The 21,211-nt window shown below is 64.6% G+C and carries 14 protein-coding genes; 7 read left to right on the forward strand and 7 right to left on the reverse strand.

The genetic code is table 11. The features are described from left to right. Window positions 1-70: 70 nt before the first annotated feature. On the reverse strand, window positions 71-1,861 hold the full coding sequence (locus MESOP_RS32745) for an acyl-CoA dehydrogenase (RefSeq protein ID WP_013897289.1): 1,791 nt from the start codon (window positions 1,859-1,861) through the stop codon (window positions 71-73). Window positions 1,862-2,171: 310 nt separating this feature from the next. After that, window positions 2,172-2,633 (reverse strand): MerR family transcriptional regulator, encoded by a 462-nt coding sequence (locus tag MESOP_RS32750; RefSeq protein ID WP_083833415.1) that lies wholly within the window; start codon window positions 2,631-2,633, stop codon window positions 2,172-2,174. A gap of 482 nt (window positions 2,634-3,115) precedes the next feature. Here MESOP_RS32750 and MESOP_RS32755 point away from each other — a divergent pair, with 482 nt between their 5' ends. From MESOP_RS32755 to MESOP_RS32770, 4 genes are all read left to right on the forward strand, one after another. Beyond that, window positions 3,116-7,150 (forward strand): peptidoglycan-binding protein, encoded by a 4,035-nt coding sequence (locus MESOP_RS32755; RefSeq protein WP_013897291.1) that lies wholly within the window; start codon window positions 3,116-3,118, stop codon window positions 7,148-7,150. A 192-nt stretch (window positions 7,151-7,342) separates the two neighbouring features. Further along, window positions 7,343-8,266, forward strand: a complete 924-nt coding sequence (locus MESOP_RS32760; RefSeq protein ID WP_013897292.1) for a sulfite exporter TauE/SafE family protein — start codon at window positions 7,343-7,345, stop codon at window positions 8,264-8,266. After that, window positions 8,266-9,057 (forward strand): TIGR02186 family protein, encoded by a 792-nt coding sequence (locus tag MESOP_RS32765; RefSeq protein ID WP_013897293.1) that lies wholly within the window; start codon window positions 8,266-8,268, stop codon window positions 9,055-9,057. Before MESOP_RS32760 ends, MESOP_RS32765 begins: the two co-directional genes overlap by 1 nt. A gap of 186 nt (window positions 9,058-9,243) precedes the next feature. Continuing rightward, on the forward strand, window positions 9,244-10,500 hold the full coding sequence (locus tag MESOP_RS32770; protein ID WP_013897294.1) for an Hsp70 family protein: 1,257 nt from the start codon (window positions 9,244-9,246) through the stop codon (window positions 10,498-10,500). Between the two features lie 143 nt (window positions 10,501-10,643). Here MESOP_RS32770 and MESOP_RS32775 read toward each other — a convergent pair whose 3' ends face one another. After that, window positions 10,644-11,546 carry a LysR family transcriptional regulator gene (locus tag MESOP_RS32775; RefSeq protein WP_013897295.1) on the reverse strand — a complete coding sequence of 301 codons (903 nt, stop codon included), beginning with the start codon at window positions 11,544-11,546 and terminating at the stop codon, window positions 10,644-10,646. Between the two features lie 266 nt (window positions 11,547-11,812). Here MESOP_RS32775 and MESOP_RS32780 point away from each other — a divergent pair, with 266 nt between their 5' ends. The 3 genes from MESOP_RS32780 to MESOP_RS32790 are packed head-to-tail and all read left to right on the forward strand — an operon-like array spanning window position 11,813 to window position 16,413. Beyond that, window positions 11,813-14,743 (forward strand): molybdopterin oxidoreductase family protein, encoded by a 2,931-nt coding sequence (locus MESOP_RS32780; RefSeq protein WP_041164443.1) that lies wholly within the window; start codon window positions 11,813-11,815, stop codon window positions 14,741-14,743. Continuing rightward, the gene (locus tag MESOP_RS32785) at window positions 14,740-15,474 is read left to right on the forward strand and encodes a 4Fe-4S dicluster domain-containing protein (protein WP_013897297.1); all 735 of its coding nucleotides are present in this window, start codon (window positions 14,740-14,742) and stop codon (window positions 15,472-15,474) included. Before MESOP_RS32780 ends, MESOP_RS32785 begins: the two co-directional genes overlap by 4 nt. A gap of 3 nt (window positions 15,475-15,477) precedes the next feature. Beyond that, window positions 15,478-16,413, forward strand: a complete 936-nt coding sequence (locus MESOP_RS32790; protein WP_013897298.1) for a dimethyl sulfoxide reductase anchor subunit family protein — start codon at window positions 15,478-15,480, stop codon at window positions 16,411-16,413. Between the two features lie 2 nt (window positions 16,414-16,415). On the opposite strand, the gene pdeM is transcribed toward MESOP_RS32790, so the two are convergent. From pdeM to MESOP_RS32810, 4 genes are all read right to left on the reverse strand, one after another. Further along, window positions 16,416-17,132 (reverse strand): ligase-associated DNA damage response endonuclease PdeM, encoded by a 717-nt coding sequence (gene pdeM, locus MESOP_RS32795; RefSeq protein ID WP_013897299.1) that lies wholly within the window; start codon window positions 17,130-17,132, stop codon window positions 16,416-16,418. Beyond that, window positions 17,129-19,663, reverse strand: a complete 2,535-nt coding sequence (locus MESOP_RS32800; protein WP_041164445.1) for a ligase-associated DNA damage response DEXH box helicase — start codon at window positions 19,661-19,663, stop codon at window positions 17,129-17,131. The genes pdeM and MESOP_RS32800 overlap by 4 nt, the downstream gene beginning before the upstream one ends. A 253-nt stretch (window positions 19,664-19,916) precedes the next feature. After that, complete coding sequence (locus MESOP_RS32805; protein WP_013897301.1) at window positions 19,917-20,777, reverse strand: C40 family peptidase; 861 nt, start codon at window positions 20,775-20,777, stop codon at window positions 19,917-19,919. 27 nt (window positions 20,778-20,804) lie between these two features. Beyond that, on the reverse strand, window positions 20,805-21,155 hold the full coding sequence (locus MESOP_RS32810; RefSeq protein ID WP_010913361.1) for a MarR family winged helix-turn-helix transcriptional regulator: 351 nt from the start codon (window positions 21,153-21,155) through the stop codon (window positions 20,805-20,807). Window positions 21,156-21,211 lie beyond the last annotated feature (56 nt).

The raw sequence follows: 21,211 nt of genomic DNA on the forward strand, positions 1-21,211 counted from the left end.
CTGCACGCAGGACCCCTCCCGGCCCTTCGGGCCACCCTCCCCTCAAGGGGGAGGGGGACGCCGGCCATTTCTAGAACGCTTCCGCAGGCAGCGCCATTAGCGTGTCCGCACCACTGGAAATGCGGGCCAGATGTGCCGATGTCTCCGGCATGATCCGCTCCATGAAGAAGCGCGCCGTCACCACCTTGTGGTCGTAGAAGGACTGGGAACCGTTGGCGCCGGTCTTACCCAGCGCCGCCTTGGCCATCAGCGCCCACATGTAGCCCAGCGCCACGAGGCCGAAGAGATGCATGTAGTCGGTCGAGGCCGCACCGGCATTGTCGGGCTTGGCCATGCCGTTCTGCAGCAGCCACATGGTCGCCGCCTGCAAATCGTTGAGACCCTTCTTCAACGCCTTGGTGAAGGGCGCCATCTTCTCGTCGGCGCGATTTTCCTCGCAGAATTCGCCGACTTCCTTGAAGAAGGCCTGCACGGCGCGGCCGCCGTTCAGGCCAAGCTTGCGGCCGACGAGGTCGAGCGCCTGGATGCCGTTGGCACCTTCATAGATCATGGCGATACGGGCATCGCGCACGAACTGGCTCATGCCGTGCTCCTCGATGTAGCCGTGGCCGCCGAACACCTGCTGCGCCATGACGGTGTGGTCGAAACCCTTGTCGGTGAGCACGCCCTTGACCACCGGTGTCATCAGGCCGGTATAGTCGTCAGCCGCCTGGCGATCCTTGTCGTCGCCCGAGCGGTGGGCGACATCGGATTTGATCGCCGTCCACAGCGCCAGCGCGCGGCCAGCCTCATTGAAGGCCCTCATGGTCATCAGCGAGCGGCGGATGTCGGGATGGACGATGATCGGGTCGGCCTTCTTGTCGGGCGCCTTCGGCCCCGACAGCGAGCGGCCCTGCAAACGGTCCTTGGCGTAGGCGACGGCGTTCTGGTAGGCGATCTCGGAGAGCGACAGCCCCTGCAGGCCGACACCGAGCCGTGCCTCGTTCATCATCGTGAACATGGCCTTCAAACCGCCATTGGCCTCGCCGAGCAACGTACCTTCGGCCTCGTCATAATTCATGACGCAGGTCGAATTGCCGTGGATGCCCATCTTCTCCTCGATCGAACCGCAGGAGAGGGTGTTGCGCTCGCCCGGATTGCCTGACGCATCGAGCTTGAGCTTCGGCACGATGAACAGCGAGATGCCCTTGACGCCTTCCGGCGCGCCCTCGATGCGGGCCAGCACCAGATGGACGATGTTGTCCGACATGTCGTGCTCGCCGGCCGAGATGAATATCTTCTGGCCCGAGATCTTGTAGGTGCCATCGCCATTCGGCACCGCCTTGGTGCGCAGCAGGCCGAGATCGGTGCCGCAATGCGGCTCGGTCAGGTTCATGGTGCCGGTCCAGGCGCCCTCGACCATCCTGGGCAGCCATTTGGCTTTCTGCTCGTCGGTGCCATGAGTGATGATCGCCGCGATCGCGCCCTGCGTCAGGCCCGGATACATCATCAGCGACATGTTGGCCGACACCATGTATTCGGCAACCGCCGTGTGCACGGCATAGGGCAAGCCCTGGCCGCCGAACTCGACCGGTGCGGCTAGCCCCATCCAGCCGCCTTCGCGGTACTGGTCGAAAGCTTCCTTGAAGCCCTTGGGCGTCGTCACCGAGCCATCGTCGTGACGGACGCAGCCCTCCATGTCGCCGACACGGTTGAGCGGGTGCATGACGTTTTCGGCAAGCTTGGCGCCTTCCGCGAGGATCGCCTCCAGCACATCGGGCGTGGCATCCGCAAATCCGGGAAGGTTTGAATAGCGCTGGTAGCCCAGCACCTCGTTCAACACGAACAGCGTATCCTGGACCGGTGCCCTGTAGATCGGCATGCTTTTCCTCCACCCTGCAAACCTGGTCCGGAAGCCCCCAAATTCGCGTCAGGGCAGCATGCGGACCTGTGTTGAAGGCGGGATAGCAAAAATTGACGTTTGCGTAAACGTCAATTTTTTCGATGCGACAAGATTTCCGCCCTCTGCTTGCGAGGAGCCTAGCGGTACGGCGGCGCGCCGGCCAGTGCCCGGCAAGCCGAAGATAAGGCGTTGGCAGGCCTGACGGCAAAAAGCCGCGCGGCATGGCCACGCGGCTTTGATCGTCATTTGCCGATGGAAAAGCGCGTCACGCTTTTCCTGGAAGTTGCTTTTAGCCCGCGACGCTCGCCTGCGGCGTCGAGCGCTCGGCCAGCATCTGGCGCACCGCCGTCATCGAGCCGCCCAGCTCATTGATGGCGTCGTCGATCAGCGCCCGCTGCTTCTGCAGGCGGGCAAGCTGCTTTTCCGACTTGTCGAGCGCCAGCCGCAGCTGCTTGGTGTTGGACCCGGTCGGATCGTAGAGATCCATCATCTGCTTGACGTCGCGCAGCGAGAAGCCGACCTTGCGGCCGAGCAGGATCAGCTTCAGCCGGGCCCTGTCGCGGCGCGTGTAGAGGCGGGTCGAACCGTCACGCTGAGGATTGAGCAGGCCCTTGTCTTCGTAGAAACGCAGCGTGCGCAGAGTCACGCCGTACTTCTTGGCCATCTCGCCGATGCGGACGAGATCCTCGCCGGCTTCGACAGGTACATTGTTGGTATTGGCCGCGGTCTCGCCGGCCGAAATAAGCTTCATGGTCACTGGCTTTCCCCGTCTGGTGGCGTCGCGGTCCTTGACCATGCGTCGCCTGACTGGAAGCGGGGGCGTGCTTCCGGCCGTGGTTTCGACAAACAAATCGCAAAACAGCACACTCAATGCGCCTTTTACGTTTACGTCAATTCTATACCGATAGCCGCCTCATGACGCAAGGGCGTTCTGTGGGTGTTCCGCGAACGGTGCTTTTTGCCGCAGCGCAAGTGCAATGCCGCGGCGCGAGCGCGGCAGCGAACTTCCTTCCAACTTCTTAAGCTTGGTTAACGCGTTGTTTACCACGTTGGGCGAAATGTGCGCATGTCGGCTACCCGTGTTTATCCTGTATCGAATTTTTCACGGTTTTTCGGAGCGCGGGTGAACCCCGGGAAGCTTGTCTTCCACCGCATGGAAGCGCGGTCGCCTCGTTCCGGCAGGGACTTGGGGAGCTGGTCGCAAACTGGCCAATCTGAAAGACGGACGCACCGATGAACAGCAAGCGGTCCTATCTCGATACACTCAACGCCGGCAGGCAGCGTAGGCCGCAGACCACGCTCGAGCAGCTCAACCGCTCGCTGGAGACGCTGGAACAGCGGCTGGGGCAGACGCGCGAAGACACGATGGCACGTCCCGCTCCCCGACAGTATGGCGCCGAACCGCGCTATCCCGCGGCCGATCCCCGCTATCCCGCCACCCAGCCTGCCGGCCAGCAGCGCTGGTACGAGGATCCGCAGCCGGCACCGCGCGCCAAGGCCCCGGCGCAGCCTCCCGCCTTCGACCAGAGCTATCAAGCTATTGCCCGCGACATCGACCGTGTCCGCGGCCAGGAAGACAGCGTCGCCATGGTCGGCAAGATCGCCGGCGAGCTGCGCGGCATGCGCGAGGAACTGCGCCACCAGATGACATCAGGACTGCAGCGCGAATTCGAAGCACTGCGCAAGGATATCGACCGCGCCTTCCAGTCGAACGCCAAGCCGGGCGCATCAGGCCCAGGCGCATCGGGCAAGGGCAGCGCCGAACTCGGCGTCGAATTCGAACGGCTCTCCGGCGCCATCAAGTCGCTGTCGGAAAAGAGCGACGACAGAAGCGTCAACCTGCTGCGGCTGGAACTCGAACAGGTCAAGGCCGCGCTCGACACGCTGGCGCGCGAGGAGAGCGTGCAGAAGGTCGATCGCCGCTGGGATGATTTCGATCGCCGTTGGACAGCCTTCGAAGACCGCGTCGACGCCGACCAGCGCAAGCGCTCCGACGAGCCCGCGCTTGCCGCCCTGACCGATCGGCTGGAGCAGATCAGCAATGCCGTCAACAACCTGCCGGAATCGCTGTCGCTGCGTTCGCTGGAGGAAAAAGTCCGCACGCTGGCCGGCGCCGTCGATCACTTCGCCAGCCAGCAGGACAATAGCGGCAGCGACACCCTCGCCATGATCGACGAGCGGCTGGACGAGATTTCCCGTGCCATCGTTGCCTCGACTGTTGCGGCGCAGGCCAATTCGCTCGACCATGAAGCCTTCGAGCGCATCGAGAAGCGGATCGATTCTCTGGCCCGGCAGATCGAGGAAGTGGCGCAGGACCGCCCCGGCAATGCCGTCATGGATCGCCTGAGCACGCTGTCGAGCCGTGTCGACGAGCTCGCCGGCCGCGCCAACCTGCCCGAACAGGCGATGGAACGGCTGGCCAAGCAGATCGCGCTCATCGCCGACAAGATCGACCAGGCGCCGGCCATGCCCGATGCCGACTATATCTTCCACGGGCTGGAGCAGCGTTTCGACGTGCTGTCGAGCATGATGGAACGCCGCCAGGGCGACGCCATCGAACAGGGCAACATGCTGTTTCGCGATCTCGAGCGCCGGCTGGACGAGGTTGCCGACCGGCTGGACCAGCGCGTGCCGCAGGTCGACAGTGCCGGTATCATGGAGGCCATCGACGCCCGCTTCACCGCGCTCGCCAAGCGCATCGAGACGCGCGCTCCCGATCCCGCCGGCGAAGCGGCGATCCGCGGCCTGGAAAGCCGCCTCGTGGACATTTCCAGCCGGCTCGACGCATCGGCCGCGCAGGTTGCCGGCATCGACCCGGCGCTGATCCGCAGCCTGGAGGCGCAGGTCACCGGCTTGTCCGCGCATCTTTCCAAGCCCGGCACGCCGTTGCCGGAATTCGAAGACATCAGTCCGCGCCTCAACGAAATCGAGAAGTCGCTGGCCGGGACCCGCGATTCCATCCTCGGCGCGGCGCGCGAAGCGGCCGAAAACGCAGTGCAGTCGCTCGCAGGGTCGAGCGCCAATACCGCCGCCGTTTCGGGGCTCGCGCAGGACCTGAAGACGCTCGAGACGCTGACACGCCGTTCCGACGAGCGCAATTCACGGACCTTCGAGGCCATCCACGACACGCTGCTCAAGATCGTCGACAGGCTGGGCTCGCTGGAAACCAGCGATCCGTCCGAGGCGGTGAGCGAGCTTTTGGACGCGCGCCCGGACGAAGCGGTCGGCAAACGCCGCGCACGCACGGCCAAGATGGTTGTCGAGGCTCCGTCGATGGATATCGACGCGCCGATGCCGCTGACGGGCGACATGGCCGATCTCGACGGCCGTGCCGCTGCCATAATGCGCAACGAGCCGGGAGGCACACGCTCGCCGGCGGAAGCCGCTGCTGCGGCCGCCATGGCCGCACTCGGTTCCGACACCATTGCCGAGAAGGACCAGCCGGCCGGCCGCAAATCGATGTTCGGCGGGCTGGCACGCGCCTTCAAGGGCAAGAAGGCGGCGGACATTCCGCCCCTGGCCGGCTCGGCGCCGAGCGCCGATATCCCGAGCGTCGATCTCGACGAGCCGCTCGATCCGAAAGTGGCCAACCGGCCGCTGGAGCCCGGCTCGGGCGCGCCCGACCTCAATGCCATCATGAAACGCGTGCGCGACGAGCGGGGCCAGCCGGCAAAGCTCAGTGACAGCGATGCCTCCAAATCGGACTTCATCGCGGCGGCGCGGCGCGCGGCGCAGGCCGCCGCGGCCGAAGCCGATGCCTTGAAGCGCCAGTCGACGATGAAAGGGCCGGTGAAGGCGCTCAGGATCGGCGATCTGCTCAAGGCGCGGCGCAAGCCGATCCTGATGGCGGCGGCCGCGATCATGCTGGCGCTTGCCGGCCTGCAGCTCGGCAAGGCATTCCTCTCCGATCCGGCCCAGGTGGCGAGCAACGACGCGGCACCAATCGTGGCCTCGCAGCCGGTTCAAACGGCATCCGTCGACACGGCCAGCCCGCCGAAGCCGGAAGCCCAGCCGGCGACAACGGACAACGCGCCGGCCCACGCCGTCAGGCAGGCCGAACCATCCGCGCCGATGGCCAAGGACGACATGGTCAACCAGGCCGCCATGGCGATGCCATCGGACAGCGATGCGATGGCGGATACGGCACCGGCCACATCGGGATCCACGGCTACGGCCGACGCTTCCGGCGCAGGCGCCGCCTCCGAAGCAATGGCTCCGGCCGCGCCGACGGCGCCCACTTCGACAGCCCCGACGACGTCAACGCCGGCAGCCATCACCGGTGGCGCGCAGGCGACGGCCAGCGATGCCCAGCCGACCATGGCCGCGCCAACCGCGACCAACGACACCAAGGGCAACGACACCACTGGCGCGGTGGCGTCGACGGATACATCCGCCCCGACAGCCGCGGCCAAGTTCGACATTCCGGCCGAGGCCGGCCCGGCCGCGCTCCGCGATGCCGCCGCCGGCGGCGATGCCAAGGCGCTGTTCGAGATCGGTTCGCGCTACGCGGAGTCGCGCGGCGTCAAGGAAGACATGGCGACAGCGGCCAAATGGTATGAGAAATCGGCGGAACTCGGCTTCGCGCCGGCCGAATACCGTATCGGCAATTTCTACGAGAAGGGCATCGGCGTCGCGCGCGACATCAAGAAGTCGAAGACCTGGTACCAGATGGCCGCCGAGCAGGGCAACGCCAGCGCTATGCACAATCTGGCCGTGCTGTTCGCCATGGCCGCCGACGGCGTGACCGACAATGAATCGGCCGCGCACTGGTTCCAGGAGGCCGCCGATCTCGGCGTCAAGGACAGCCAGTTCAATCTCGGCATTCTCGCCGCCAAGGGCGTCGGCATGAAGCAGAACCTCGAGGAATCCTACAAATGGTTCGCGCTCGTCGCCAAGACCGGGGACAAGGACGCGGCCGCCAAGCGCGACGAGATTGCCAATGCGCTGCGGCCCGAACAGCTCGAGCGCGCCCGTGCCGCGACCGAATTGTGGAAGGCCAAGCCGCTCAACGTGGCAGCCAATTCGGTCGACATTCCCGATGCCTGGCAGGAAGGCACGCCGCAGACCACCGCCAGCATCGACATGAAAAAAGCGGTCCAGAACATCCAGCGCATTCTCAACAAGAATGGCTACGACGCCGGTGGTGCCGACGGCAAGATGGGCCAGAAGACGAAGACCGCGATCATGGCTTTCCAGACCGACAACAAGATGCCGGCCACCGGCGCGGTCGACGAGAAACTGGTCAAGGCACTGCTGGCGCGCAAATAACGGCAGATGCGTCGCTTCCACGACGCCCTTGCCACACATTTGCCTGTTAACTGATTGAGATGTTTTTTGTTTCGGCCCGGTGACGGGGTTTTTCCCCGCCGCCGCGTCGGCGCAAGAAAAAATTGGCTTTTCGATGCGAGACTGTCCGCAACGGCTGTATTCGCCGACAGGCAAACTGATCGAGACTGACGGGTGGGCATCTATCTCCCGATTGCGGAAATTTCCGTCAACGTCTTCGTGCTGCTGGCCATGGGCGCCGCGGTGGGCTTCCTGTCGGGCATGTTCGGCGTCGGCGGCGGCTTCCTCATCACCCCGCTCCTGATCTTCTACAACATTCCGCCAGCGATCGCGGTCGCCACGGGCGCCAATCAGGTTATCGCCTCCTCCTTCTCCGGTGCGCTGTCGCACATGAAGCGGGGTACGCTCGACTTCAAGCTCGGCGGGGTGCTTCTGGCCGGCGGCGTTGTCGGTTCGACCGGCGGCATCTTCGTGTTCGCTTTCCTGCGCAGGCTCGGCCAGCTCGACCTGTTCATCTCACTGCTTTACGTCGTGCTGCTCGGCACCGTGGGCGGACTGATGCTGGTCGAAAGCGTCAATGCGCTGCGCGCGACGCGCAGCGGTGCGGCACCGGTCCTGAAGAAATCCGGCCAGCACAACTGGATCCACCGCTTGCCGCTGAAGATGCGCTTCAGGGCCTCGAAACTGTTCGTCAGCGTCATCCCGGTGCTAGGCCTTGGCGCCGGCATCGGTTTCCTGTCGTCCATCATGGGCGTCGGCGGCGGCTTTATCATGGTGCCGGCGCTGATCTATCTGCTCAAAGTGCCGACCAATGTGGTTATCGGCACGTCGCTGTTCCAGATCATCTTCACCTCCGCCTACACGACGCTGGTTCACGCCAGCACCAACCAGACCGTCGACGTGATGCTGGCTTTCCTGCTGATGGCGGGTGGCGTGGCCGGCGCACAATATGGCGCCAAGGCCGGCCAGAGGCTGCGCGGCGAGCAATTAAGGGCGCTCCTGGCGTTGCTGGTCCTGGCAGTGGCGATAAGGCTTGCCATCGGCCTGTTCGTCACGCCGCCCAACCTATATTCGCTGTCCGGCGCGGGTCTCAACTGATGGCGGGCCCTAACGCATTCGCAACCGCCATTCTCCTGTCCTCGCTCGTGGCCGCCTTGCCGGCGAAGGCACAGACGCCGCTGACGGAAGGCATCCAGATCGGGCTCTCCACAGACAATGTCTCGATCACCGCCGGCTTTTCCGGTGCCGACCTGACCATTTTCGGTTCGCTGGAGAACCCCGACCCGCTGGTTGCCCGCCAGGGCCGCTACGATGTCATCGTCGTGCTCGAAGGACCACCCAAGCCTGTGGTGGTGCGCCGCAAGGACCGGGTGCTCGGGGTCTGGGTCAACCTAGAATCGGAAACCTTCGAGAACGTGCCGGTCTCCTATTCGGTGGCGACGACACGGCCGCTGCAGGACATCACCGAACCGAACAGCTACAAGCAGCTGTCGCTCGGCGCCTCCAACCTCTACATGCAGCCCGCCGATGCCGGCGACAGCCCGGCGACGATCCAGGAATTCACTGCCGCCCTGCGCGAGCGCAAGGCGGCAGCCGGCCTCTACAGCGAGAATGTCGGCGGCGTGCAGTTCCTGTCGCAGAACCTGTTCCGCGCCACCGTCAGGCTGGCGCCGAACGTGCCGGTCGGCACCCATAAAGCCCGCGCGTTCCTGTTCAAGAGCGGCCTGTTCATCAAGGAGAGCTCGGCCCAGCTCGAAATCCGCAAGTCCGGCTTCGAACAGTCGATCTTCCGCGTCGCCCACGAATATGCCTTCCTCTACGGCGTCTTCGCCATATCGCTGGCCATGCTGACGGGCTGGCTCGGCAGGCTGGTCTTCCGCAGGGACTGAGGCATCTGAAAGGGGTTCCCCTTTTCCGGATCATGCTGTAGACCGCACCTCCCCCGCCCGACGGGCAAGCAATTCAATTCGGCAGAGTGGTCAATCCGGCAGAGTGGTTCGGTCGCCCGGACCGCAGCGCACGCTCCCTTCTGCGAGCGCCGATCCGCTGCCTGCCACCAATGACAGGAGGCTGCCTTGCGACCAGCATTCGCCGGTATCGACTTCGGCACGTCGAATTCCACGGTTGGCGTGGTCCGCAACGGGCAGCCGCGCCTCGTCGGGATTGAAGACGGCCAGGTCACGTTGCCGAGCGCGGTGTTCTTCAATTTCGAAGACGGCCGCATCTGCTTTGGCCGCCAGGCCATCGCCAACTACACCGACAGCGTCGAAGGCCGGCTGATGCGCTCGCTGAAGAGCGTGCTCGGCAGTTCGCTGGCGCACGAAAAGACGCGCATCAAGGCTCGCTCGATCGGCTTCATGGAAATCATCGGCCTGTTCCTCGGGCATCTCAGGAAGAAGCTGGAAGAAGACGCCGGCGACGTGGTCGAGACGGTGGTGCTCGGCCGGCCGGTGCAGTTCGTCGACGACGATCCGCAAGCCGATGCGAATGCGCAGGGCGACCTCGAAAAGGCCGCCCACGCCCAGGGCTTCAAGCATATTGCTTTCCAGTTCGAGCCGATCGCCGCGGCGCTCGACTACGAGCAGAGGGTCACGCGCGAGGAGTTGGCGCTGATCATCGACATGGGCGGCGGCACGTCGGACTTCTCGGTCGTGCGCGTCTCGCCGGAGCGCTCCCGCTCGCTGGACCGCAAGGACGATATCCTGGCCAGCCGGGGCGTTCATATCGGCGGTACGGATTTCGACCGGCTGCTGAGCATTGCCCATGTGATGCCGCGGCTCGGCTATCTGACCCCGACCAAGGACGGCAAGCGCAATCTGCCGGCGAGCTATTTCATCGATCTCGCGACATGGCAGCGCATCAACCTGGTCTACACCGCCAAGGCGATGGCGCATCTGCGCCAGATCCGCTACGAGGCCGTGCGCGCCGACCTGGTCGATCGTTTCATCCACATCGTCGAGCATCGTTATGGGCACGCGCTGGCGGCTCTGGTCGAGAAGGCCAAGATCGAGCTGACGGACAGATCATCCGCCGAGGTGGCGGTGAAGCTGCCGGGCGCGGACTTCTCCGCCGAAATCACACGCGGCGGGCTCGACGCCACGATCGCCAGGGACATCGAGCGGGTCACCGCAACGGTCGGGGAGACCATCCGCGACGCGCGGGTCAAACCATCCGACATCACCGCGGTGTTCCTGACCGGCGGATCGACCGCGATCCCGCTGGCAAGACGGGAGATCCTGTCGCTGGTGCCGCAGGCTTCCGTCATCGAGGGCGACATGTTCGGCTCGGTCGGGCTTGGCCTGGCTCTCGACGCGCAGCGCAAGTTCGGCTGACCGGTCCGTTGATATTCAGGTGATGCCGGCCTGCAAATGGCCGTTTCCTGCGCTTCCGGTACTCGCGTACCCGAACGTACGCTCCGTTCCGGTTCTCGGAACCAACCATTTTCGGCACGGCCTGACCTGAATCTCAACGAACCTTATGCTGGCGCAGATCCGGTTGTTTCGGCACCGAGATGCGCCTTGAGCGCCATCTGGGCCAGGCTTGCCTGGCGATCCCGGTGCGTGATCATGGCGAAGTCGCGTTTCGGCAGTTCGAGCGGCACCGACCGCAGGCTGCCTTCGGCAACGGCACGTCCGACGACCAGATCCGAAATGATGGTGGCGCCGGCACCCGCCTCGACCGCCTGGCGAACCGCCTCGTTGCTGGGCAGCACCAGGAATATTTGCAGGTCGGCAAGCGAAATCCCCTCGCGCCGCGCCAGATCCTCCAGCACCTCGCGCGTGCCCGAGCCGCCCTCGCGGATGATCCAGCGCAGGCCCCTGATGTCGGGATGGCCAGGCGCGGTTTCAACGATCTCGGGGTGGGAGCTGGCAACGACCAGCATCAGCCTGTCGGTATCGACCTTGGCGCGGCGCAATATGTCGGATTCGGTGCGCCCCTCGACCAGGCCGAGATCGGCGGTTCCATCCAGCACGCTGGCCTCGACCTGCCTGGTGTTGCCGATGGTGACGCTCAGCCTGACGGCCGGATAGGCTTCGTGGAAGGAAGCCAGCCGGCGCGGCAGCCAGTAGCTGGCGATGGTCAGGCTGGCCGCGATCGAGAGACTGCCCGCGACCGTCTGCGAGACATGTTCAAGCACATTGCGGGCGGCGGCGGCCCGCTCGAGCACGGCCTTCGCCTCCGGCAGGAACCGATGGCCTGTCTGGGCCAGTTCGATGTTGCGGCCGACGCGGTTGAACAGGTGCACGCCGTGCTGCTCTTCGAGCGCGCGGATGGCGGCCGATGCCGCCGACTGGGAGATGCCCAAAAGCTCCGCTGCCTTGGTCATGTGGCCGCGCTCGGCGACGGCGACGAAAATGCGCAACTGGTCCAGGGTCATGCGCGCATTAAGAACCAATATCGATCGAATTTACAAGAACAACTGATTAGACGGATCGATAGCTTTATTCTACTTTTTCAGTCGAAGTTAGAAAAAATTGGCCATCAGGTCGCAGCGAATAAAATGATCGGGCGGTTCAGATCCCTGTTTGCCCATTGGGCCCGTGGCATAAGGCGACGGCTGACCGGCGATCGCTACCACCCGGAAGAGCATTACATGCGCGGCCCCGGGCCGAAGACGCGGGCCAAATCCGCGCGCACTGGATCATGATGCACGGACCACCGCGCGGCGCGAATTCGGCACCATCGCAGCTCCCGCTGGCGGACACGCGCGCGCCTGATGAAGGCGACGGCGTCGACACTTCGCCTGATGTTTCCGACAGCATCGCCAAGACCACCTGCTACATGTGCGCCTGCCGCTGCGGCATCGACGTGCACATCAAGGACGGCAAGGTCCGCTACATCAACGGCAACAAGGACCATCCGGTCAATCGCGGCGTGATCTGCGGCAAGGGCAGCTCCGGCATCATGCAGCACTACAGCCCGGCCCGGCTGAAGAAGCCCCTGTTGCGCACCGGCCCGCGCGGCTCTGGCGAGTTCCGCGAGATCGAGTGGGAAGAAGCGTTCGTGATCGCCACGGAACGGCTCTCCGCCATCCGCCGGACCGATCCGAAAAAACTCGCCTTCTTCACCGGCCGCGACCAGTCGCAATCCCTGACCGGCTGGTGGGCGAGCCAGTTCGGCACGCCGAATTTCGCCGCCCATGGCGGCTTCTGCTCGGTCAACATGGCGGCCGGCGGGCTCTACTCGATCGGCGGTTCGTTCTGGGAGTTCGGCGAGCCCGACTGGGACAACACCAGATACTTCATGCTGTTCGGCGTTGCCGAGGATCATGATTCCAACCCGATCAAGATCGGGCTGGGCCAGCTCAAGGCGCGCGGCGCCAAGGTGGTGTCGATCAATCCGTGCCGGACCGGCTACAATGCCATTGCCGACGACTGGATCGGCATCCGGCCGGGCACCGACGGCCTGTTCGTCTTCGCCCTCATCCACGAACTGCTGAAGGCCGGCCGCGTCGATCTCGATTATTTGCTCCGTTACACCAATGCCCATATCCTCGTCGTCCAGGAGCCAGGTGCTGCCGACGACGGTCTGTTCGTCCGCGACGCCGACGGCAATCCGCTGGCTTGGGACAGGGTGCCGAAGACCTCCGTCAAGGCAACCGATCCGGAGGCGAAGCCGGCGCTGACCGGCAGCTTCGAGGTCGGCGGCCGTCGCTGCACGCCGGTGTTCCAGCTCATTGCCGGCCGCTACCTTGACGAGAGCCATGCGCCGGATGCGGTGGCAGAGCGTTGCGGCATTGCGGCCGATACGATCCGCCGGATTGCGGCCGAGCTCGCCCATGTCGCCTTCGAACAGACGATCGAATTGCCGATAGCCTGGACCGATTGGGCCGGGCGCCGGCACGAGTCGATCAAGGGCCGGCCGATTTCGATGCATGCCATGCGCGGCATCTCCGCCCATTCGAACGGCTTTCACACTTGCCGCGCCATCCATCTGCTCCAGGTGCTGCTCGGAACCGTGGATGTTCCCGGCGGCTTCCGTTTCAAGCCGCCCTACCCCAGATCGGCACCGCCGGGCCCAAAACCCGCCGGCAAGACAAGCAAGGCAATGACGCCCCTCGACGGCATGCCGCTTGGCTTCGTCTGTGGGCCGGACGATCTGCTGGTCGACGAAACAGGCACACCGCTTCGCATCGACAAGGCCTATTCGTGGGAGGCGCCGCTGGCCGCGCACGGCCTGATGCACACCGTCATCCGCAATGCCTGGGCCGGCGATCCGTACCCGATCGACACGCTGATGATGTATATGTCGAACATGGCGTGGAACTCCTCGATGAACACCGTCGAGACCATGGCCATGCTGACCGACAGCGATGATGCGGGTAACTACAAGATCCCCTTCATCATCTATTCCGACGCCTACTATTCCGAGACCGTGCCGTTCGCGGATCTCGTGCTGCCGGACACCACCTATCTCGAGCGGCATGACTGCATCAGCCTGCTCGACCGGCCGATCAGCCATGCCGACGGGCCGGGCGATGCCATCCGCCATCCCGTCGTCGAGCCGGACCGCGATGTCAGGCCGTTCCAGTCGGTGCTGATCGAACTCGGTGCACGGCTCAGCCTGCCCGGTTTCGTCAAGGACGACGGCTCGGCCAGATATGCCGACTATGCCGACTACATCGTCAACCACGAGCGCACGCCGGGCATCGGGCCGCTTGCCGGCTGGCGCGGCAAGGACGGGACGTCGATCGGCAAGGGCGAGGCCAATCCGGACCAGTTGCAGCGTTACATCGACAATGGCGGCTTCTGGCACCACGACTTCGCTGACGACCAACGCTACTACAAGATGGCCAACCGCTCCTATCTCGACTTCGCCGTGCAGATGGGCTTCATCCCCACGGCGGAGCCGATCGTCTTCCAGCTCTATTCCGAGCCGTTGCAGCGCTTCCGCCTCGCCGCGCGAGGCCACGGCCGCGTCTTGCCGCCAGAGGGTGATCGCCAGCGCATCGAGACCTACATGGACCCGCTGCCGTTCTGGCACATGCCGTTCGAGGAAGCGGCCGTCGACCTCGAAAAATACCCGCTGCACGCGCTGACGCAGCGGCCGATGCACATGTATCATTCCTGGGGTTCGCAAAATGCGTGGCTCAGGCAAATCACCAGCCAGAACCGGCTGTTCGTGCATCACCGGACCGCCGCCGGCCTCGGTCTTGCCGACGATGACTGGGTGTGGATCGAAAGCGTCAATGGCAAGGTGAAGGGGCAGATCAAGCTGATCGACGGCGTCAACGAAAGCACGGTCTGGACCTGGAATGCGATCGGCAAGCGGCGCGGCAGCTGGGGGCTGAAGGACGGCGCGGCCGAGAGCAATCGCGGCTTCCTGCTCAACCATGTCATCGGCGACCAGACCGCGGCGGACGCGCAGGGCAAACGCTATTCGAACTCCGATCCGGTCACCGGCCAGGCGGCATGGTTCGATCTGCGCGTGCGCATCGTCAAATGCGCTGATGAGGAATCCGGCTTCACCGAACCGCAATTCGAGCGTTTCCAGCAGCCACCGCATTTCGAGCCCGCGCCCGATAAATTGAGCTTCGGCGCCGAATTCCGCACGAAAAGAGAAACCACCGGATGACCTGCCTTCCCACCCACACCGACAAGAGGCTCGGCCTGGTCATCGACCTCGACACCTGCGTCGGTTGCCAGGCCTGCGTCACCGCTTGCAAGGAGTGGAACACCGGCGGCCACATGGCGCCGCTGACCGACATCGATCCCTATGGCGGCCATGCCGACGGCGTCTGGTTCAACCGCGTGCACAGTTACGAGCACACCACCGAGATGGGCGGGCGCACGGTCAACTTCCCACGCTCCTGCCTGCATTGCGAGACGCCGGCCTGCGTCACCGTCTGCCCGACCGGGGCCTCCTACAAGCGGGCCTCGGACGGCATCGTGCTGATCGACGAGGATAAGTGCATCGGCTGCAAACTGTGCAGCTGGGCCTGCCCTTATGGGGCCCGCGAATTCGACACCGATGTCGGGGTGATGAAGAAGTGCACGCTCTGCGTCGACCGCATCTACAATGACAATCTGGCCGAAGAAGACCGCGTACCGTCCTGCGTCGCCGCGTGCCCGACCAGCGCCCGGCATTTCGGCGATCTCGGCGATCCCCAGTCGGCCGTCTCGCAACTGGTGGCGGAGCGCGGCGGCGTCGACCTGATGCCGGAACTCGGCTATCATCCGACCAACAAATACCTGCCGCCACGCGCCCACACGCAACGCGCCGCATCGGTGCCCGCGAAGGCGCTTGAGCCGGTGCGGGCCGAGGGCGGCTTCCTCGGCTGGGTCGACCGCATGCTTTCGAACTAGAACATGCATCCAGCCTTTTCCGTTGTCTTCTTCACCACTGCTACAGGCGCGGGCTACGGCCTTCTGGCGCTGCTCGGCGTGCTCGGAGGCCTCCAGATCATCCCGCCCGATTTCTGGCTCGGCCTCATCGGCCTGGGGCTGGCGCTCGGCTTGGTCGCGGCTGGACTGTTGTCTTCGACCGGCCATCTCGGCAGGCCCGAACGCGCCTGGCGGGCGTTCTCGCAATGGCGCAGTTCATGGCTGTCGCGCGAAGGCGTTGCCTCCGTCATCACCTTCATCCCGGCGGGGCTGTTCGGCATCGGCTGGGTGTTCTTGGGCCGCACGGACGGCTGGGTCGGCATTGCCGGAATTCTGACGGCCTGTTGCGCGGTAGTCACCGTCTGCACCACAGGCATGATCTACGCGTCGCTGAAGCCGATCGCCCAGTGGCACAGCCGCTTCACCCTGCCCGGCTATCTCATCTTCTCGGCGATGACCGGCAGCGTGCTGTTGAATGCGCTGCTGCAGAGTTTTGATATCGGTTCGAAGACGCTTCTGACGGCTTGTGTGCTGCTGACCGTGATCGGCTGGGGCTGGAAGCTGGCGACATGGCGCTACAACGACCGACTGGAGATCCCGACCACCGCCAACACCGCGACCGGCCTTGCCGGCGGCACGGTGCGATCGCTGGAGTGGCCGCATACCGAAGAAAATTACCTGCTCAAGGAAATGGGTTTTCGCATCGCGCGCAAGCATGGCGCACGCCTGCGCCAGATCACGCAAGCTCTGGCCTTTGCCTTGCCAGTCCTGCTTCTCGCCGTCACCTTTGCCCTGCCCTGGCCCTTTGCAGCGGTGCCGTCGGTGCTCGCCGCGATCGTCCAGTTCGCCGGCATGCTGGTCGAGCGCTGGCTGTTCTTCGCCGAGGCGAAGCACACGGTCACGCTCTACTATGGACGTTGAGGTCAGCCGGGGCGCAGCATCGAGCCGGAGATGGCGAAGATGCGGTCGACGCCAAGCATGTAGGCCATCAGCGATTCCAGGCGGAACAGCCCGGCATAGGCGCGGTCGAGCACGTTGAGCGAACCGGTATAGGCGCCAAAGGCCGGCATGATCATGCGGCCGCCGTCACCGGCAAAGCAGCGCCGCCGCACCGACCGGCCCTGCTGTACGATGCGCGCGCACGGATGGAGGTGACCCGATATCTCGCCCTCGACGCGCAGCTTGGATGGCTCGTGCCGGAACAGCAGCGAGCCGATCGCCAGTTCGCGCACGGTCTCGCCGGGCAGGTCGGCCGGCGCTTCGGGATCATGATTGCCGGCGACCCAGAACCAGTCGCGGCCTGCCATCAGCGCTTCCAGCCGCTCGCGAAAACTCGCATGCATGCGCTCGGCGCCGCCGCCATCATGGAAGCTGTCGCCCAGGCTGATGACGATCGAGGGTTGATAATCCGATATCACAGCCTGCAGCCGCAGCAATGTCGCGCCGGTGTCGTAAGGCGGGATCAGCGTGCCGCGCCTTGCCAGCGACGAGCCTTTTTCGAGATGCAGGTCCGATACCGCCAGAAGCCGAAGCTCGGGAAAGTAGAGCACGCCGCGCGGATCGCAGACCGCGCTCTCGCCGGCGATGCCGACAAGGTCGGCCTCGGCGATCAGCGATGTCCGCGCCAGCGAAAAGTTCATTCCTCGACCATCTCCGGCCCCATGGCCTCTGCGACCAGCGTCGCGGCATCCATCAGCAGCGTTTCATCGGCTTCGCCGTTCACCGGCATCTTGCCGATCTCAAGCATGATCGGCACGGCAAGCGGTGATATCTGTTCCAGATCCTTATGCATGATTCGACCTTGGATGCGCGAGAGCATGTCGGCAAGTCTGCTGACATCGAGCAGGCCGGTCGCTGCATCGGCACGTGTCGCCTGCAACAGAATATGGTCGGGCTCGTGGCTGCGCAGGACGTCGTAGATAAGGTCGGTCGACACGGTGACCTGGCGGCCGCTTTTCTCCTGGCCGGGATGGCGTTTTTCGATCAGTCCGGAAATCAGCGCGCAGTTGCGGAAGGTGCGCTTGAGAAGCCAGCTGTCGGCCAGCCAGGCTTCGAGGTCGTCGCCAAGCATATCCTGGTCGAAGAGCGCACCGAGCGAGGGCTTCCGGGCCTTGAACATCGCGCCCATATCACCCAGCGACCATATGGCCAGCGCGTAGTCGGTGGCGACGAAGCCGAGTGGTCTCGCGCCCGCCCGGTCGAGACGCCGGGTAAGCAGCATACCGAGCGTCTGGTGCGCCAGCCGGCCTTCAAAGGGATAGGCGACCAGGTAGTGGCGATTACCGCGCGGAAAGGTCTCGATCAGCAAGTCATCGCGCTTTGGCAGCACCGACTTGTCGGCCTGGAACCGCAGCCAGTCGGCCACCTGCTCGGGCAGCTTCCCCCAGCGCCGGGGGTCGTCCAGCATGATGCGGACCTGCTCGGCAAGGTAGGTCGAAAGCGGGAACTTGCCGCCGCCATAGTAGGGTACCTTGGCATCGCTGCCGGGCGCATTCGAGACGAAGCATTCGTTCTCGCGGATCCCTTCGAAGCGCAGCACCTTGCCGGCAAACATGAAGGTGTCGCCATGCGTCAAGGTTTCGAGAAAAGCCTCCTCGATCTTGCCGAGAACCCGGCCACCGCGTGAGGCCGAGCCCTTGCTGCCAGCCTGCACGTAGCGCACGTTCAACGCCGGCACTTCTATGATGGTGCCGACATTCAGCCTGTATTGCTGGGCGACACGCGGATTGGAGACACGCCACAGCCCATCCTTGTTGAGGCGGATGCGGGCGTAGCGCTCATAATTTTTCAGCGCGTAGCCGCCGGTGGCGACGAAATCGATGACGCGGTCGAAGGTCGGCCGGTCGAGGCTGGCAAAGGGCGCCGCCGTTCGCACTTCCTCGAACAGATCATCGGCACGGAACGGCGCGCCACAAGCGCAGCCGAGCACGTGCTGCGCCAGCACATCGAGCCCGCCATCGACCAGCGGCGGTGTGTCCTGGGCGCCGAGATAGTTGGCGTCGAGCGCTGCCCGGCATTCCAGCACCTCGAAACGATTGGCCGGAATGAGGATCGCCTTCGACGGCTCGTCCATGCGATGGTTGGCGCGGCCAATGCGTTGCGCCAGTCGGCTCGCCCCCTTCGGCGCACCGACATGCACGACCAGATCGACGTCGCCCCAGTCAATGCCGAGATCGAGCGTCGAGGTGGCGACGATGGCGCGCAGTGCGTTCTCGCCCATCGCCTTCTCGACGCGCCGGCGCTGGGCGACATCGAGCGAGCCGTGATGCAAGGCGATCGGCAAGGTGTCCTCGTTGACCCGCCATAATTCCTGGAACAGCAGCTCCGCCTGGCTGCGGGTGTTGACGAACAGCAACGTCGTCTTGTGGCGCTTGATCTCGCGATAGATCTCCGGCGTGGCGTAGCGCGCCGAATGTCCTGCCCAAGGCACGCGCTCTTCGGAATCGAGGATGGAAATCTCAGGCTTCGCGCCACCGGTGACAACGATCAATTCGGACATATCGCCGGGTGGGTTCTGGCTGACCAGCCAGCGTCGCAACTCGTCCGGCTCGGCGACCGTCGCCGAGAGGCCTATCGTCTGCAGGCCGGGCACGTAGCCGCGCAGCCGCGCCAGCCCGAGCGCCAGAAGATGGCCGCGTTTCGACGTCACAAGCGAGTGCAATTCGTCGAGCACGACATAGCGCAGATCCTCGAAAAAGCGCCGGGCGTCGGAGGCGGCGATGAGCAATGCCAACTGCTCGGGTGTGGTGAGCAGAATGTCGGGCGGCACCAGCTTCTGCCGCTGGCGCTTGTGGGAGGGCGTGTCGCCGGTGCGCGTCTCGATGGTGACGGGCAGGCCGATCTCTTCCACCGGCTTGCCAAGATTGCGCTCGATGTCGACCGCCAGCGCCTTCAGCGGCGAGATGTAAAGCGTGTGAATGCCGCGATGCGCCTGGCCCGGTTTTCGCCTTGGCCTGACAGCCAGTTCGGTCAGCGAGGGAAGAAACCCAGCCAGCGTCTTGCCGGCGCCGGTCGGTGCGATCAGCAGCACCGATTGCCCGGCCTGGGCCTTCGCCAAAAGTTCGATCTGGTGAGCGCGCGGCGACCAGCCTTTCTCGCCGAACCATCTGATGAATGGTTCGGGCAGGACGACGGCTGCATTCTGATTGGCAAGGCGCGGTTGCTCGGTCACGCTCCCAGAGGTAGCGCGACGGCGGCCCAACGCCAAGGAAAATCGGAACAAAAGGGGATCGAGCTGTTCTTCCTTCTCCCCCTGGGGGAGAAGGTGGATCGGCGCGCAGCGCCGAGACGGTTGAGGGGTGTTCCAGCGGAGTGAGACGTTGGCGTTCCCTGGAACACCCCTCATCCGTCGCCTTCGGCGACACCTTCTCATCCGTCGCCTTCGGCGACACCTTCTCCTACAAGGGGAGAAGGGAAGATCAGTGCTACGGCCTTCTGAACCCTGTCGGCCCACCGTAGAGATAGCCGATGCGGGCGATGGCGTCCTTCAGCCCTTCGCGCGAGACCAGCATGGTGTGGCCATTGGCGTGGATCATGGTCTCGGCATCGGTCATGACGGCGACATGGCCTTTCCAGAAGACGAGATCGCCGCGCCGCAATCCTGAGAAATCAGCGCCCGGATCGAGCGGCTCGCCGATGCTTGCCGCCTGCATGTCGGAATCGCGCAGCACGTTTTTGCCGGCCATGCGCATCGCCAGTTGCACGAGGCCCGAGCAATCGATGCCAAAGCCGGAAACACCGCCCCAGAGATAGGGCGTGCCGAGAAACATCTCGGCCACCGAAACATAGTCGCTCGCCTTCTCACCGATCGGCCGGAGATGACCTGATATGACGGCCTCGCCGGAAGGCAGGACAGCATAGTGGGTGCCCCGCGTCTCGGCGGCACCTGTCACCGTCACCGTCGATCCCATCGACAACTGTCCGGCGATCGGGAAACGCAGGTCCGGACCAGGGTAGAGGAAGGTGCGCGGTACCGAGACGATATGGGTGGGCGCGCGGTCGCGTCCGCCCAGCATCATGTCGGCGACATAGCCGACATAGCCGTCGCGCTCTGCCTGGACCCAGGCCCAGCCTTCCCTGTCCTCGAAGACGAGGACATCGTCACCGAACAGGAGCTGCGTGTTGATGCCGGCATCCGGACGCGGCGCCTTGCGCAGATCGGCGACGGAGGCGGTGACCCGGGCCGGCCGGCCGGCGACAAAGCGGTCGGCGGCAACCTCTCCTTTCAATCTTGCATCGGCAAGGTCGGAACGAAAGGCGTGAAGGCGGGCATCCCTGGCAGTCAAATCAGCAACTCGGTCAAGGTTGGTTGGTTAGATCGGCAGTTCGTGGGCTCTGGCAATGATACCATCGCCGAAGCGCTCGACAAAGAGCGCGCCCTCGACCGTGCGTTTGATCAGCACGTTGCGCTTGTCGAGCTCGTCGCGGTGGCGCGACACCAGTTTCAGCGCGCCCATCGTGTCGAGCGCGCGGGTGATGACCGGCTTGGTGACGTTGAGGCGGGCGGCGAGCCCGCGCACCGTGTGCGGCGGCGGATCGAGATAGATGGTGAACAGGATCGCCGTCTGGCGCATGGTCAGGTCGGGCGCATCGTCGCGCACCTGCGACAGCATCACTTGCTGCCACAGTCGCAAGGCCTGGCTTGGGCGCATCGCAATCGACATTGCGCCAGCATGACGGCAAATTGTTTCGGTTCCGTTTCAGTCACGGCAATTTGCCG

Origin of the sequence: Mesorhizobium opportunistum WSM2075 (genome assembly GCF_000176035.2) — a bacterium.
GTDB classification, from domain to species: Bacteria; Pseudomonadota; Alphaproteobacteria; order Rhizobiales; family Rhizobiaceae; genus Mesorhizobium; species Mesorhizobium opportunistum.

Bases quoted from the DNA above. Each gene is read 5' to 3' on its own strand.
- MESOP_RS32775 (WP_013897295.1), bottom strand. From the start codon at position 11,546: ATGACCCTGGACCAGTTGCGCATTTTCGTCGCCGTCGCCGAGCGCGGC.
- MESOP_RS32745 (WP_013897289.1), bottom strand. From the start codon at position 1,861: ATGCCGATCTACAGGGCACCGGTCCAGGATACGCTGTTCGTGTTGAAC.
- MESOP_RS32810 (WP_010913361.1), bottom strand. From the start codon at position 21,155: ATGTCGATTGCGATGCGCCCAAGCCAGGCCTTGCGACTGTGGCAGCAA.
- MESOP_RS32780 (WP_041164443.1), top strand. From the start codon at position 11,813: ATGATGCACGGACCACCGCGCGGCGCGAATTCGGCACCATCGCAGCTC.
- MESOP_RS32755 (WP_013897291.1), top strand. From the start codon at position 3,116: ATGAACAGCAAGCGGTCCTATCTCGATACACTCAACGCCGGCAGGCAG.
- MESOP_RS32785 (WP_013897297.1), top strand. From the start codon at position 14,740: ATGACCTGCCTTCCCACCCACACCGACAAGAGGCTCGGCCTGGTCATC.
- pdeM (WP_013897299.1), bottom strand. From the start codon at position 17,132: ATGAACTTTTCGCTGGCGCGGACATCGCTGATCGCCGAGGCCGACCTT.
- MESOP_RS32765 (WP_013897293.1), top strand. From the start codon at position 8,266: ATGGCGGGCCCTAACGCATTCGCAACCGCCATTCTCCTGTCCTCGCTC.
- MESOP_RS32750 (WP_083833415.1), bottom strand. From the start codon at position 2,633: ATGAAGCTTATTTCGGCCGGCGAGACCGCGGCCAATACCAACAATGTA.
- MESOP_RS32790 (WP_013897298.1), top strand. From the start codon at position 15,478: ATGCATCCAGCCTTTTCCGTTGTCTTCTTCACCACTGCTACAGGCGCG.